We start from the raw sequence: 14,008 nt of genomic DNA, 5'->3' as shown, positions 1-14,008 counted from the left end.
TGTTCTGGTGCCTTCCATCACTCGCTGGCGGCGGTGGCCGTGGTGTTGAACCAGTGCTCGCGCGCCTTCATGATCAGGGCCTTGGCCTCGTCCGCGGACTGGCCGGTGATATCGGTGAGTTCGTCGACGGCCAGGTCGGCCAGGTCGTCGCGGGTGTGGACGCCGGCGTCGGCCAGCTTGGCGATCAGCTGGGGGGACAGCCCCTCGAGGTCGCGCAGGTCCTGCGACACTTCCTCGACGCTTTCCTCGCGCTGGATCTCCATCGTCAGCAGGGCATCCTTGGCGCGCGAACGCAGCTCGTTCACGGTGTCCTCGTCGAACGCCTCGATCTCCAGCATTTCCTGGATCGGCACATACGCCACTTCCTCCAGGCTGGTGAAGCCCTCGGCGAACAGGATGTCGGCGATCTCCTGGTCGACGTCCAGCTTCTCCATGAACAGCTTGCGGATCGTGTCCGTCTCCTCGGCCTGCTTCTGGGCCGATTCGTTGGCGTCCATGATGTTGATCTTCCAGCCGGTCAGGTCGCTGGCGAGCCGCACGTTCTGCCCGCCCCGGCCGATCGCGATGGCGAGGTTCTCCTCGTCCACCACCACGTCCATCGCGTGCTTCTCCTCGTCGACGACGATCGAGGACACGTTGGCCGGCGCCAGGGCGCCGATGACGAACTGCGCCGGATCCTCGCTCCACAGCACGATGTCGACGCGCTCGCCGGCCAGCTCGTTGGTGACGGCGTTGACGCGGGTGCCGCGCACGCCGACGCAGGTGCCGATCGGGTCGACGCGCTTGTCGTGCGACAGCACGGCGATCTTGGCGCGCGAACCGGGATCGCGGGCGCAGCTCTTGATCTCCAGCAGGCCCTGCTCGATCTCGGGCACTTCCTGGCGGAACAGCTCGATCATGAACTCGGGGGCCGCGCGCGACAGGATGATCGGCGCGCCGCGCAGCGTCAGGTCGACCTCCATGATCATGGCACGCACCCGGTCGCCGTTGCGCAGGTTCTCCTTGGGGATCATCTCGCCGCGGCGGAGGCGCCCTTCCACGCGGCCGCTCTCGACGATGATGTCGCCCTTGTCCATGCGCTTGACGGTGCCAACGAAGATCTTGTCGCCGCGCGACATGAAGTCGTTCAGCAGCATCTCGCGCTCGGCGTCGCGGATCTTCTGCAGGATCACCTGCTTGGCGGCCATCGCGCCGATGCGCCCGATGGGCACCGACTCCACCGATTCCTCGATGTAGTCGTCGACGTCGATGTCGGGGATCTGCTCGCGCGCCTCGAACAGCAGGATCTCCTGGTCAGGCAGCTGCAGGCCGGCGTCGTCGGGCACCACGTGCCAGCGGCGGAACGTCTCGTAGGCACCCGTGTCGCGGTCGATCGCGACGCGGATGTCGACGTCGCCCTCGTACAGCTTCTTCGTGGCCTGCGCCAACGCCGATTCCACCGCGCCAAACACCACGTCGCGCTCGACGTTCTTCTCACGCGAGATCGCTTCCACCAGCATCAACAGTTCGCGGTTCATTACGGCTCTCCTACCTGATCATTTGAGGGCGCACCGGCTTGCGATGGCGCCGCCCCGCCGGTCTTCCGGCCCTTGAAATCCACAATCGGCGCCAGTCGCGCCTCCTTCAACTCGTCCAGCGAAAAGCCCAGCGCCTGCAGCGGCGCCGGCGCCTTCTTGCGGCTGACCCTCTGGCCCGGCTTGGCTGCCGGCTCGTCGCTCCACACGATCTGCCAGCCGCCGCCTTCGGCACGCTCCAGGCGGCCGCGGAACTTCTTGCGGTTGGCCGCCACCTGTCCCCCGGCGGCCGCGCCCATCGGCGCCTTCAGCGTGATGTCCACCATCTCGCCGGCAAAACGCTCGAAATCCTGCTCATGGCGCAACGGCCGATCGATGCCCGGCGACGACACTTCCAGCCGCTTGTAGTCGACGCCATCGACTTCCAGGGCGAACTGCAGCTGGCGCGTCACCTTCTCGCAGTCCTCGACGGTGACGAACTGCCCGGCCCCGGGATGCCACGGCAGGTCGATCGTGACGCGCAACAGCCCTCCGGCGGAGCGTTCGATCTCCACCAGGTCGTAACCGAGCCCGGTCACGGTCTGTGCCACGATGTCCTGCAATGCCAAGGCCTGTTGCGCTCCAGTCGAAAATTCATGCCCGACCAAGACAATGCCCGCCCTCAGCGCTCTCGAAGGGCAGCCCAAAAAAAACGGGCGGTGAGTACCCGCCCGTTTGGTCGTGAAGCAAGTATTGTACCCTTGAACTCACGGGGGTGCAACGGCCGCAGGCGCGTCAAACGCGCATGGCCGCGGGGCCCGACGGCCCATGGCCAGGGGCGCGCGGCCGGGGCTACCCGGAGACCGGCTGGCGCAGCAGCTTCACCTGCGAGCGCAGGCTCTTTTCCTCCAGCCGGCGCCGCCTGGAGGCCGCCGTCGGCTTGGTGGGACGGCGCTGGCGCGGCGGCCGCGCCACGCTCCCCACCAGCTCGTGCAGGCGCCCCCACGCCTCGGCCCGGTTCAGCTCCTGGGTGCGGTGCGACTGGGCCTTGATGACCAGCACGCCGTCCCGGGTGATCCGCCGGTCCGACAAGGCCAGGAGGCGCTCCTTGTGGTCCGGCGGCAGCGACGACTTGCGGATGTCGAAGCGCAGGTGGATCGCGCTGGAGACCTTGTTGACGTTCTGGCCGCCCGCGCCCTGGGCCCTGACGGCGGTGACTTCCACCTCCGACTCGGGAATGACGACGGGCGGTGCGTCGGCCATGGCACGCCTCAGGCAGCCGCGGCCACCAGCACCCGCGTGTACTCCTGGCGGGGGGCGTCCAGCACTTCGCGCACCGGCCCGGCCTCCAGGATGTCGCCGTCCTTCATCACGACCACGTCGTGCGCCATCGCCCGGATCACGTCGACGTCATGGGTGATCAGCAGGTAGCTCAGCCCTTTCTCGCGCTGCAGCCGCTGCAGCAGCCGCAGGACCTGCTTCTGGATCGTGACGTCCAGCGCGCTGGTCGGCTCGTCCAGCACCAGCAGCTGCGGCCCGACGATCAGCGCGCGGGCGATGGCCAGCCGCTGCCGCTGGCCGCCCGAGAACTCGTGCGGGTAGCGCTGCAGCAGGCCCGGGAACTGTTCCTCGGCCAGGCCGACCTCCGCCAGGGCCTGGACCACCCGCTCGCGGCGCGCTGGTTGCGGCAGTGCCGGCTCGTGCACCAGCAGGCCCTCGCCCACGATCTCCTCCACGGTCATGCGTGGGGACAGCGAGGAGAACGGGTCCTGGAAGACGACCTGGACGACGCGGCGGATCGCCTTGTTCTTCGTCGCATCAGGCCCCCAGCGCGTGCCCACGACGTCGAGATCGCCACTGTGCGGCAACAACCCGAGCGCCGCCAGCGCCAGGGTGGACTTCCCCGATCCGGACTCCCCGACGACGCCCAGCGTGCGGCCGGGATCGATCGAAAACGCCGCATCGCGCACGGCCACGAACCGGCCCTTGCGGAACCAGCCGCGCACTCCCGGCAGGTGGACCGGATAAGCGACCTGCAGGCCGCTGGCGCGCATCACCGGCGCCTGCCCGGTGGACGGCGCCTCCGCGACATCGCGCTCGGGGCGGCTGTCGATCAGCTTGCGGGTGTACGGGTGCTGCGGGTCGGAGAACACCTGCGCCACGGTCCCCTGTTCGACCAGGTGGCCGTTTTCCATGACCGCGACCCGGTCCGCGAACTTGCGCACCAGGTTGAGGTCGTGCGTGATCAGCAGGATCGCCATGCCGTTTCGCTGCTGCACGTCGGTCAGCAGGTCCAGGATCTGGCCGCGCAAGGTCACGTCCAGCGCCGTGGTCGGCTCGTCGGCGAGCAGCAGCCGCGGCCGCCCGGACAGCGCCATCGCGATCATGGCCCGCTGGCGCTGGCCGCCTGAGAGCTGGTGCGGGTAGGCGGCGGCACGCCGCTCCGGATCCGGGATGCCGCAGGAAGCCAGCGCGGCGACGGCGCCTTGCCAGGCCTGCCTGGCATTCAGGCCCTCCTTGAGCTGAAGCACCTCCGCGATCTGGTCGCCTACCGTGTAGAGCGGGTTCAACGCCGTCATCGGTTCCTGGAAGATCATGGCGATCTCGCGGCCGCGCACGGCGAGCAGCTCGCGTTCCGGCAACGCCAGCAGGTCGCGTGCGGCGCCACCGGGTTCCGGCGCGAAGCGCGCCGAGCCCGTCAGCTCGGCGTTCTGCACCAGTCCCAGCAAGCTCAGCGCGGTGACGGTCTTGCCGGAGCCCGACTCTCCCACCAGTGCCAGCTTCTCGCCCGGCGCGATGGTGAAGTCGACGCCGCGCACCACTTCCTTGCCGCCGAAGGCGACGCGCAGGCCCTGCACCTGGAGCAGTTGCGCGGACATCACGTATCGGCCTTTCTCGGATCCAGCGCATCGCGCAAGGCGTCGCCCATGAAGGTCAGCAGCAGCAGCGTGACGACCAGCACGGCGAACGTGGACATGGAGATCCACCACGCGTCGAGGTTGGTCTTCCCCTGGCTGAGCAATTCGCCGAGCGACGGCGTGCCGGGCGGCACGCCCAGCCCGAGGAAGTCCAGCGACGTCAGCGCCAGGATCGCCGCGCTCATCCGAAACGGCAGGAAGGTCACCACTGGCGTCATGCTGTTGGGCAGGATGTGCTTCCACATGATCCGGCCGTTGCCGACGCCCAGGGCCCGCGCGGCCCGCACGTAGTCCATCTGCCGGTTGCGCAGGAACTCGGCGCGCACGTAATCGGACAGTCCCATCCAGCCGAACAGCGACAGCAGGATCAGCAGCAGCGCGACGCTCGGGGCGAACACCGCGCTGAAGATGATCAGCAGGTACAGCTCGGGCATCGAGCCCCAGATTTCGATGAAGCGCTGGAAGGCCAGGTCGGTCTTGCCCCCGAAGTACCCCTGGATTGCGCCCGTCAGCACGCCGAGCAGCACGCCCACGACGGTCAGTGCCAGGCCGAACAGCACGCTGACGCGGAAGCCGTACACCAGTTGCGCGAACAGGTCGCGGCCGCGCTCGTCGGTCCCCAGCAGGTTCTCGGCATTCGGCCCCGAGGGGTTGGGCTCCTTCGCGAAGTAGTTCAAGGTCCTGGCGCCATACGGGTTGGGCGGATAGATCGCCCAGTTCTCGCCCTGCGTCAGCTTGTCCTTGATGAACGGGTCGAGGTAGTCCGCCGGCGTGCCGAAGTCGCCGCCGAACACCGTCTCCGGGTAGTCGTTGACCAGCGGGAAATAATACGAGCCGTTGTAGCGCACCACCAGCGGCCGGTCGTTCGACAGCACCTCGGCGAAGAGGCTGAGGACCACCATCGCACTGAAGATCACGAGGCTCCAGAATCCCAGCCGGTTGCGCCGGAAGCGCCGCCAGGCGCGCGCGCCCGGGCTCTCGGAGCGGTACTCGCGGGGCGGCGCCGCGGCCGGCTGCGGGTCAATCGAACTTGACACGGGGATCGACCCAGACATAGCTCAGATCGCTGATGAGTTTGGTGAACAACCCGATGAGGGTGAAGAAGTACAGCGTGCCCATGACCACGGGATAGTCGCGCCGGATCACGCTCTCGTAGCTGAGGAGGCCCAGGCCGTCCAGCGAGAACAGCGTTTCGATCAGCAGCGCGCCGGTGAAAAAGGCGCCGATGAACGCCGCCGGGAAGCCGGTGACGATCGGGATCAGCGCGTTGCGGAAGACGTGCTTCCACAGCACGCGCCGCTCGGACAGCCCCTTGGCGCGCGCCGTCAGCACGTACTGCTTGCGGATCTCCTCGAGGAAGGAGTTCTTGGTCAGCATCGTCGTGACGGCGAAGCTGCCGACCACCATGGCGGTCACCGGCATGGCGATGTGCCACAGGTAATCGACGATGCGCGCCCCCCAACCGAGCTCTTCCCAGTTGCTCGACGTGAGGCCGCGCAGCGGGAACCACTGCAGCTGGCCGCCGAAGACCACCAGCAGGGCCACCCCGAGCACGAAACCCGGAATGGCGTAGCCGACCAGGACGATGAGCGTGGTGACCAGGTCGAAGCGCGAGCCAGCGCGCACGGCTTTGGCGACCCCGAGCGGTACGGCGATCAGGTAGCTGATGAAGAAGGTCCACAGCCCGAGGCTGATGGACACCGGCAGCTTCTCCTTGATCAACTGCCACACGTCCTTGTTCTGGAAGAAGCTGCGTCCCAGGTCGAACTGCGCGAACTGCTTGAGCATCTGCCAGAAACGCTCGGCCGGCGGCTTGTCGAAGCCGTACAGGGCCTTGATCTGCTCGATCTTCTTCGGATCGACCCCCTGCCCTCCCCGGTAGCCGCCCGCGTCGCCGGCGGCTGCGGCGCCGCGGCGCGCTTCGGCGATGTACTGCTCCACCGGCCCGCCGGGGACGAACTGGGTCACCACGAAGGTGAGCAGCAGCACGCCGAACAGGGTCGGCAGCATCAGCAGGATTCGCTTGACGATGTACGCGGTCATTCGGTCACTTGGAAGTGATCGGCGGGTTCCGTGCCCACCAGGTGGTCATCGGCCAGTCCATGTAGGCGACGCCCTCCGGCGGGTGGGGCGGCACGACGGCCGGCCGCTCGAGTTTCCAGCGACTGTACGCGACGCGCTGCTCGCTGGTGGTCCAGGCCGGCACCATGTAGTGGCCGTGGGCGAGCACGCGGTCCAGGGCCCGGCAGGCGGCCAGGAATTCGCCGCGGTTCTCCGCGCCCGTGATGCCGGCGATCAGCGCGTCGACCGCCGGACTCTTCACGCCGGCGTAATTGCCGGAGCCGTTGGTGTCGGCCGCCTTGCTGCCGAACAGGTCCGCGTACTCGGCTCCGGGGAAATGGGTCCCGGGAAAGGCGATGCTCACCATCTCGAACTGGAACGTGTCGAGCCGTTCCTGGTACAGCGCGAAGTCGACGGTGCGATAGCGCAACTCGATGCCCAGTTTCTCCAGCGCACGCCTCCATGCCACGGTCGTTGTCAGTGCGCGGCCCTCGGTCGAATCCATGTACTCCACTGTCAGCGCCTCGCCTTTGGCGTTGCGCAGCGCGCCGTCGCGCATCTGCCAGCCGGCCTCGTTCAGCAGTGCCCGCGCCTTCAACAGGTTGGCGCGCAGAGAGTTCGGCGGGTCGGTGCGCGGCGGCAGGGCCATGGGCCCGAACACGTCGGCCGGCAGCTTGTGGCGGAACGGCTCCAGCAGCGCCACCTCCTCGGGCGACGGCAGGCCGTTCGCTTCGCAGTCGGTGTTGCCGAAGATGCCCTTCACGCGCTTGTAGCTGTTGCGAAACAGCTGCCGGTTCATCCACTCGTAGTCCATCGCGAGTTCCAGGGCCATCCGCACGCGGCGGTCCTGGAACTTCTCGAGCCGGCTGTTCAGGACATAGCTCTGGAAGCCGTCCGGCTGGCGGTGCCGGAAGGGACTCTTGACGAGGTCCCCCTTGTCGATCCGCGGCCCGTTGAGGCGGCGCGTCCAGTCGCCGGCCGAGAAGAACAGCATCAGGTCGAACTCGCCGGCCTTCAGCGCCTCCAGCTGGGCCGTGTTGTCGCGGTAGATCTTGACGGTGATCCGGTCGAAGTTGTTCATGCCGCGGCGCACCGGCAGGTCGCGCCCCCAGTAATTCGGGTCGCGGGCGTACGTGATGTCCTTGCCGAAGCGCACCTGGCCGATCCGGTACGGGCCGGTGGCAATCGGCACGTCGGTCACCACCTGGTCGAACGGCTTGCCGCCGCCCCACTTGCGGCTGAAGACCGGCAGGCCGCCGACCACCAGCGGCGACTGCCGGTCCGGCTTCCTGAACCGGAAGCGCACCGTGCGCTCGTCCAGCACGTCGCAGCCCTCGACGTTGACCAGCAGGGTCGCGTAGCCGGGCGCCGCGTACTTGGAAACCAGCGTCTCGTAACTGTGCTTGACGTCGGCGGCCAGCACCGGGTCGCCGTTGTGGAAGCGGGCCTCCGGACGCAGCCGGAACGTGACCGACAGGAGGTCCGGCGCCACCTCCACGTCGTGCGCAAGCAGCCCGTAGGCAACCCCGATTTCATCCATCGACCCGGTGAGCAGCCCCTCGAACAGCAGGTCGCCCAGGAACGAGGGGGCCGTCCCCTTGAGCGTGAACGGGTTGTACTTGTCGAACGTGGAGATGCGCGAGCCGGCCACCAGCCGCAGTTCGCCGCCCTTGGGGGCCTGGGGATTCACGTAGTCGAAGTGGGTGAAGCCTGGCGGGTACTTGAAGGTGCCCCACACCGCGTACCCCGGCGCGGCCCAGGCAAGGGGGGCCGCAAACCACATCAGGACCAGGAACCAAAGTCGCATGCGACAATTCTGCACAGAAATATGCAACCAACGAGGCCTATGGGATTCCTCTCCGGCAAGAAATTGTTGATCACCGGCGTTCTGTCGAACCGTTCGATCGCGTATGGCGTCGCCAAGGCCTGCCACGACCAGGGGGCTGAACTGGCATTCAGCTACGTCGGCGAGCGCTTCAGGGACCGCATCACGGAGCTGGCCGCCGACTTCGGGTCGAACCTGATCTTCGACTGCGACGTCGGCGACGACGCGCAGATCGAGAACCTGTTTCGCGACCTGTCGGCGCGGTGGCCGAAGTTCGACGGGTTCCTGCACAGCATCGGGTATGCGCCGCGCGAGGCCATCAGCGGCAGTTTCCTCGACGGCCTGTCGCGGGAGAACTTCCGCATCGCCCACGACATCAGCGCGTACAGCTTCCCGGCGCTGGCGAAGGCGGCGCTGCCCTACCTGAACGACCGCTCGGCGCTGCTGACGATGTCGTACCTGGGGGCGGTCCGCGCGATCCCGAACTACAACACGATGGGGCTGGCCAAGGCGAGCCTGGAAGCGTCGGTGCGCTACCTGGCCGAGGCGGTCGGCAAGCTGCCCGACGGCCGCAGCATCCGCGTCAACGGCATCAGCGCCGGCCCGATCCGCACGCTGGCGGCCAGCGGCATCAAGGACTTCACCAAGCTGCTGGCGATCGCCGCCAACGGTTCGCCCCTGCGGCGCAACGTGACGATCGAGGACGTCGGCAACGTCGCCGCGTTCCTGTTCAGCGACCTGTCGGCCGGCATGACCTCCGAGATCACCTACGTCGACGGCGGCTTCAGCCACAACGCCGTGGCGGTCGTCGAGTAAGCAGCGGGTCGCGGTATTCGCGGCCGGCCGTCACGCGCTGCGAAACAGGTGGGCGAAGCTGCGGCTCACCTCGAGCACCTCGGGGTGGCCTTCGATGTGCACACGCTGGCGCCCGGTTTCGTCGCGCGTCACCCTCGAAATCGCTGCCAGGTTCACCAGCGTGGAGCGGTGGATCTGCCAGAACTGCTGGCCGTCCAGGCGCGGCACCAGTTCGCGGATCGGCGTGCGGATGAAGGCTTCGAGCTGTCGCGTCTGCACCCGCGTGTACTTCTCGTCCGAGCGGAAGAACAGGACGTCCTTCACGTCGATCAGGCGGGTCGTCGACCCGACCGAGCACTGGATCCAGCGCAGCGGCTCGTCCAGCGCGCCACCGCGGGCTATGCCCTGCCCGATGCGTGCCAGCTTGGCCAGCAGGGCGTCCAGCGCTGCATCGTCGGGCAGCGCCGCCGCGCGCTTGCCCTGCAGTCGCGCGTGCACCCGCAGCGCCGTCTGCGCCAGGCGCTGCGGCTCCACGGGCTTGAGCAGGTAGTCGAGCGCCCCCTGCTCGAAGGCGGCGATCGCATATTCGTCGTAGGCGGTGACGAACACGATCTCCCCGGCCCAGCCCGGCAGCGCCACGATCTCTCGCGCCGCCTCGAGGCCGGTCATGCCCGGCATCCGGATGTCGAGAAAGACGACGTCCGGGCGCAGCTCCTGTGCCTTGTCCAGTGCCTCCTGGCCGTCGCGCGCCTCGGCAATCACCTCGAGGCCGGGCCACACGCCGGCCAGGCGCGTCTTGAGCTGCTCGCGCAGCAACCGCTCGTCGTCGGCCACCAGCGCGCGCAGCGGTCCCGTCGCCGGCTTCATGCGAGCTTGCCCTCCGGCGGCATCCCCTGTGCCGCGGGTTCCGTCGCCACCCGATGCGGCAGCGTGATGCGCACCAGCGTGCCGCCCGCCGCGCCTGAGTGCAGCATCAGCGTGCTGCGGCCGGGATAGAGCATGGCCAGGCGGTCGCGGATGTTCTGCAGGCCGACGCCGGTGCCGGAAGTCGGCCCGTCCAGCAACTCGCCGTCCGGCAGGCCCACGCCGGTGTCGCTCACCTCCACCGCGATCTGGCCGTTCTGCAGCGAGGCCGCCACGCGCACCTTGCCGCCGTCCGGCTTGGGCTCGATGCCGTGCTTGATGGCGTTCTCCACGAGCGTCTGCAGCATCATGGGGGGGAACTCCGCCGACCGCAGCGCCTCGGGCACGGCGATTTCCACCTCCAGCCGCTCCTCGATGCGCATCTTGATCAGGTCGAGGTACGAGGTCACCAGCCGCAGTTCGCGGCCCAGGGTGGACGACTGCTGGCGCATCTGCGGCAGCGCGCCGCGCAGGTAGGTGATCAGCGCCTTCTGCATCTTGCTGGCGCGCGGCGGATCGGTCTCGATCAGGTAGTCCACCGTGGCCAGGGTATTGAACAGGAAATGCGGCTCCACCTGCGCCTGCAGCACCTGCAGCCGGGCCTGCGCGAGCTGCCGCTCCATGGTCTCGCGTTCCGCCGTGTCCTGCGCCGTGCGCACCTTGGCGTCGGCCTGCGCCACCTTCTTCACGATGATCTTGGAGGCGACGAGATACGCGAAGAGGATCACCATCGCGGCGGCGCCGAGGTCGCCGACGATGCCGCGGAAGGTGACCACCTGGCGCCGCACGACGACCTCCTCGTCCCCCAGCGCCTTCGACAGGGCCTTCTCGACGCTCTGCGCGGCGTCCTCGATCGCCTGTTCGGCGGCCTTCTCCTGGGTCTGGGCGGCGGCCTCGTCGCCGCCGCCCGGGGCCTCGGGCGGCGCCCCGACCCGCGGTGGCAGCGGCGGCGCCGGCACCGCGTCCTTCGCTCCCCGGGGCGTCTTGGTGATGCGGATGCCGTCCTTGCCGCCGATGGAAATCACCGTGTCGCGGCCGGACCTGACTTCGCGCACCCGCTCGTGCTTGAGGCCAAGCGTCTCGCCGATGATCGAGCCGGCGACGAGGATCACGACGAACAGCAGGATCAGGCGCCACCACGACATCGAGGCGGCCCATTGCGACACCTGCGCGTTGACGCGCACCAGCCAGTCGAGGATGGCGCCGCGGCTGCGGCCGGAACTTCCCCAGCTCTTCGTCATCGGCCGAGGTTAACGCGATTCAGGCTTCGCGCGTCAAGCGGGAAAGCGTTCTGACCGCAGTCCACGGCGGCCGGTCCGGCGCCCAGCGTGGCAGTCATTGCCTCGGGCGGCAGGCGCCCGCCGGCGACCACGACCGGCGGCAGGGTGACGTGCTCCCGCGCATCGTGCTCGCCGAACTGGCCGGCCTGGGTGCCGACCGCCACCCACAGTCCGGCGGTGAAAGCCAGCGCGGCGACGCCGAGCAGTCCGCGCATGGCGGCGGCCGGCCAGCGGCCGCCGGGCTGGTGGAAGGCGGGGCTTTCGAAGCGGTTCATGGGTCCTCCTGGACGGCCAGGTCGGCCGGCGAGGAGGACTGTAGGCAGGCGCCTCAGCGGGCGCTCGTGCCTTGCGACGGATTGCCGGCAGGGGCGACGGACTGCGCGGTTGCGCGACGAACGGGAGGCGCCGCCGGCGTCAGAGCGGGACGCAGTCGGCGAAATAGCGGATCTGGCCGTCGGCCCCCACCTCCTCGACCAGGCCGTGGATGTCGGTCTCGAACCCGGGGCACTGCGCGTTGAACTCCCGCGAGAACTTCAGGTAGTCGACGATCTTCTTGTTGAAGACCTCGCCCGGGATCAGCAGCGGGATGCCGGGCGGGTACGGCGTCACCAGCGAGGTGGTGATCCGCCCTTCCAGGTCATCGATCGGAACGCGCACCGTCTTGCGGTGGGCAATGTAGGCGAAGGCGTCGCTCGGCTTCATCGCCGGCGTCAGCTCGCTCAGGTACATGTCGGTGGTCAGGCGGGCGATGTCGTACCTGGCGTACAGCTCGTGGACGTGCTGGCACAGGTCGGCCAGGCCCATCCGCTCGTAGCGCGGGAACTGCTGGCAGAACTCGGGCAGGATGCGCCACATCGGCTGGTTCTTGGCGAAGTCGTCCTTGAACTGCTGCAGCGCCGACAGCAGCGTGTTCCAGCGGCCCTTGGTGATCCCGATCGTGAACAGGATGAAGAAGCTGTAGAGGCCGGTCTTCTCCACGATGATCCCGTGCTCGGCCAGGAACCGGGTGACGATCGACGCGGGAATGCCGGTCTTGGCGAACTTGCCGTTCAGGTCGAGGCCGGGCGTCACGATCGTGGCCTTGATCGGGTCCAGCATGTTGAATCCCTCGGCCAGGCTGCCGAAGCCATGCCATTTCGCCGTGCGGGCCTCGCCCTTGATGATCCAGTCGTCGGCGCGCCCGATGCCCTCCTCCACCAGCTTGTCCGGCCCCCAGACCTTGAACCACCAGTCCTTGCCGTACTCGCCCTCCACCTTGCGCATGGCCCGGCGGAAGTCGAGCGCCTCGACGATCGACTCCTCCACCAGGGCGGTGCCGCCCGGCGGCTCCATCATCGCCGCCGCCACGTCGCAGCTGGCGATGATCGCGTACTGCGGACTGGTCGACGTGTGCATCAGGAACGACTCGTTGAACAGGTGCCGGTCGAGCTTGCGGTTCTGCGAGTCCTGCACCAGCACGTGGCTCGCCTGGCTGATGCCGGCCAGCAGCTTGTGCGTCGACTGCGTGGAGAAGACCAGCGAGTCGCGCGGCTTGGTGCGCTTCTTGCCCATCGCATGGTAGGTGCCGTAGAACGGATGGAACGCCGCGTGCGGCAGCCAGGCCTCGTCGAAGTGCAGCGTGTCGACGTAGCCGTCGAGCATCTTCTTGATCGTCTCGGTGTTGTAGAGAACGCCGTCGTAGGTCGACTGCGTCAGCGTCATCACGCGCGGCTGGACCGATTCCGGGTCCACGCCCTGCAGCAGCGGATTTGCCTTGATCTTGGCCTTGATCGCGGCCGGCTCGAACTCGCTCTGCGGGATCGGCCCGATGATGCCGAAGTGGTTGCGCGTCGGCTTCATGAACACGGGGATCGCGCCGGTCATGATGATCGCGTGCAGGATCGACTTGTGGCAGTTGCGGTCCACGACCACCACGTCGCCCGGCGCCACCGTGTGGTGCCACACGATCTTGTTGGACGTGCTGGTGCCGTTGGTGACGAAGAAGCAGTGGTCGGCGTTGAAGATGCGCGCCGCGTTGCGCTCGCTGGCCGCCACCGGCCCGGTGTGATCGAGCAGCTGCCCCAGTTCGTCCACCGCGTTGCAGACGTCGGCGCGCAGCATGTTCTCGCCGAAGAACTGGTGGAACATCTGTCCGACCGGGCTCTTGAGGAACGCCACGCCGCCCGAGTGGCCCGGGCAGTGCCACGAGTACGAGCCGTCCTCGGCGTAATCGAGCAGCGCCTTGAAGAACGGCGGCTGCACGCCCTCGAGGTAGCTCTTCGCTTCCCGGATGATGTGGCGCGCGACGAACTCCGGCGTGTCCTCGAACATGTGGATGAACCCGTGCAGCTCGCGCAGGATGTCGTTCGGGATGTGGCGCGACGTCTTGGTCTCGCCGTACAGGTAGATCGGCACGTCGGCGTTCTTGCGGCGCACCTGCTCGATGAACTGGCGCAGGTTCAGCACGGCGGGGTCCAGGTCGGGGCCGGGCGTGAACTCCTCGTCGTCGATCGACAGGATGAAGGCGCTGGCGCGGCTCTGCTGCTGCGCGAACTGCGACAGGTCGCCGTAGCTGGTGACGCCCAGCACTTCGAAGCCTTCGCTTTCGATCGCCTGCGCCAGGGCACGGATGCCCAGGCCGGACGTATTCTCCGAGCGGTAGTCCTCGTCGATGATGACGATCGGAAAGCGGAATCTCATGGCGGGCCTTTCACTGCTGCGGCCAAAATCGTGAATCGAGGCGCGAAGTGTATG

The 14,008-nt window shown here is 68.0% G+C and carries 12 protein-coding genes; 1 reads left to right on the top strand and 11 read right to left on the bottom strand.

The window, feature by feature from the left end; all coding sequences use genetic code 11:
- Nucleotides 1-17: 17 nt before the first annotated feature.
- The 7 genes from nusA to RAMLITH_RS01800 form a co-directional block, all read right to left on the bottom strand.
- Nucleotides 18-1,517, bottom strand: coding sequence for a transcription termination factor NusA (gene nusA / locus RAMLITH_RS01830; RefSeq protein WP_168105621.1), 1,500 nt, complete (start codon nucleotides 1,515-1,517; stop codon nucleotides 18-20).
- Nucleotides 1,517-2,122 (bottom strand): ribosome maturation factor RimP, encoded by a 606-nt coding sequence (gene rimP, locus RAMLITH_RS01825; RefSeq protein WP_168105620.1) that lies wholly within the window; start codon nucleotides 2,120-2,122, stop codon nucleotides 1,517-1,519. The genes nusA and rimP overlap by 1 nt, the downstream gene beginning before the upstream one ends.
- Nucleotides 2,123-2,345: 223 nt before the next feature.
- Nucleotides 2,346-2,756, bottom strand: coding sequence for an alternative ribosome rescue aminoacyl-tRNA hydrolase ArfB (gene arfB / locus RAMLITH_RS01820; RefSeq protein WP_168105619.1), 411 nt, complete (start codon nucleotides 2,754-2,756; stop codon nucleotides 2,346-2,348).
- A gap of 8 nt (nucleotides 2,757-2,764) precedes the next feature.
- On the bottom strand, nucleotides 2,765-4,372 hold the full coding sequence (locus RAMLITH_RS01815; protein WP_168105618.1) for an ABC transporter ATP-binding protein: 1,608 nt from the start codon (nucleotides 4,370-4,372) through the stop codon (nucleotides 2,765-2,767).
- Nucleotides 4,372-5,466, bottom strand: a complete 1,095-nt coding sequence (locus tag RAMLITH_RS01810) for an ABC transporter permease (protein ID WP_168105617.1) — start codon at nucleotides 5,464-5,466, stop codon at nucleotides 4,372-4,374. The genes RAMLITH_RS01815 and RAMLITH_RS01810 overlap by 1 nt, the downstream gene beginning before the upstream one ends.
- Nucleotides 5,432-6,454 (bottom strand): microcin C ABC transporter permease YejB, encoded by a 1,023-nt coding sequence (locus tag RAMLITH_RS01805; RefSeq protein WP_168105616.1) that lies wholly within the window; start codon nucleotides 6,452-6,454, stop codon nucleotides 5,432-5,434. The genes RAMLITH_RS01810 and RAMLITH_RS01805 overlap by 35 nt, the downstream gene beginning before the upstream one ends.
- 4 nt (nucleotides 6,455-6,458) lie before the next feature.
- Nucleotides 6,459-8,279 (bottom strand): extracellular solute-binding protein, encoded by a 1,821-nt coding sequence (locus tag RAMLITH_RS01800; RefSeq protein ID WP_168105615.1) that lies wholly within the window; start codon nucleotides 8,277-8,279, stop codon nucleotides 6,459-6,461.
- Between the two features lie 39 nt (nucleotides 8,280-8,318).
- Here RAMLITH_RS01800 and fabI point away from each other — a divergent pair, with 39 nt between their 5' ends.
- Complete coding sequence (gene fabI / locus RAMLITH_RS01795) at nucleotides 8,319-9,113, top strand: enoyl-ACP reductase FabI (RefSeq protein ID WP_168105614.1); 795 nt, start codon at nucleotides 8,319-8,321, stop codon at nucleotides 9,111-9,113.
- 30 nt (nucleotides 9,114-9,143) lie between these two features.
- On the opposite strand, the gene RAMLITH_RS01790 is transcribed toward fabI, so the two are convergent.
- The 4 genes from RAMLITH_RS01790 to RAMLITH_RS01775 form a co-directional block, all read right to left on the bottom strand.
- Nucleotides 9,144-9,959 carry a LytR/AlgR family response regulator transcription factor gene (locus RAMLITH_RS01790; protein ID WP_168105613.1) on the bottom strand — a complete coding sequence of 272 codons (816 nt, stop codon included), beginning with the start codon at nucleotides 9,957-9,959 and terminating at the stop codon, nucleotides 9,144-9,146.
- Nucleotides 9,956-11,236 carry a sensor histidine kinase gene (locus RAMLITH_RS01785; protein WP_168105612.1) on the bottom strand — a complete coding sequence of 427 codons (1,281 nt, stop codon included), beginning with the start codon at nucleotides 11,234-11,236 and terminating at the stop codon, nucleotides 9,956-9,958. Before RAMLITH_RS01785 ends, RAMLITH_RS01790 begins: the two co-directional genes overlap by 4 nt.
- On the bottom strand, nucleotides 11,233-11,550 hold the full coding sequence (locus RAMLITH_RS01780) for a hypothetical protein (protein WP_168105611.1): 318 nt from the start codon (nucleotides 11,548-11,550) through the stop codon (nucleotides 11,233-11,235). The genes RAMLITH_RS01785 and RAMLITH_RS01780 overlap by 4 nt, the downstream gene beginning before the upstream one ends.
- A gap of 139 nt (nucleotides 11,551-11,689) precedes the next feature.
- Entirely contained in the window at nucleotides 11,690-13,954 is a 2,265-nt protein-coding gene (locus RAMLITH_RS01775) for an arginine/lysine/ornithine decarboxylase (RefSeq protein ID WP_168105610.1), read from the bottom strand.
- Between the last annotated feature and the right edge of the window lie 54 nt (nucleotides 13,955-14,008).

It is taken from the genome of Ramlibacter lithotrophicus (assembly GCF_012184415.1).
Taxonomy (GTDB): Bacteria; Pseudomonadota; Gammaproteobacteria; order Burkholderiales; family Burkholderiaceae_C; genus Ramlibacter; species Ramlibacter lithotrophicus.
This window is presented reverse-complemented; position numbering and strand designations above follow the sequence as displayed.

Coding starts and splice junctions, on each gene's coding strand:
- RAMLITH_RS01805 (WP_168105616.1), bottom strand. CDS start 6,454: ATGACCGCGTACATCGTCAAGCGAATCCTGCTGATGCTGCCGACCCTG.
- RAMLITH_RS01815 (WP_168105618.1), bottom strand. CDS start 4,372: ATGTCCGCGCAACTGCTCCAGGTGCAGGGCCTGCGCGTCGCCTTCGGC.
- RAMLITH_RS01800 (WP_168105615.1), bottom strand. CDS start 8,279: ATGCGACTTTGGTTCCTGGTCCTGATGTGGTTTGCGGCCCCCCTTGCC.
- RAMLITH_RS01810 (WP_168105617.1), bottom strand. CDS start 5,466: ATGTCTGGGTCGATCCCCGTGTCAAGTTCGATTGACCCGCAGCCGGCC.
- nusA (WP_168105621.1), bottom strand. CDS start 1,517: ATGAACCGCGAACTGTTGATGCTGGTGGAAGCGATCTCGCGTGAGAAG.
- arfB (WP_168105619.1), bottom strand. CDS start 2,756: ATGGCCGACGCACCGCCCGTCGTCATTCCCGAGTCGGAGGTGGAAGTC.
- RAMLITH_RS01775 (WP_168105610.1), bottom strand. CDS start 13,954: ATGAGATTCCGCTTTCCGATCGTCATCATCGACGAGGACTACCGCTCG.
- RAMLITH_RS01780 (WP_168105611.1), bottom strand. CDS start 11,550: ATGAACCGCTTCGAAAGCCCCGCCTTCCACCAGCCCGGCGGCCGCTGG.
- RAMLITH_RS01790 (WP_168105613.1), bottom strand. CDS start 9,959: ATGAAGCCGGCGACGGGACCGCTGCGCGCGCTGGTGGCCGACGACGAG.
- RAMLITH_RS01785 (WP_168105612.1), bottom strand. CDS start 11,236: ATGACGAAGAGCTGGGGAAGTTCCGGCCGCAGCCGCGGCGCCATCCTC.
- fabI (WP_168105614.1), top strand. CDS start 8,319: ATGGGATTCCTCTCCGGCAAGAAATTGTTGATCACCGGCGTTCTGTCG.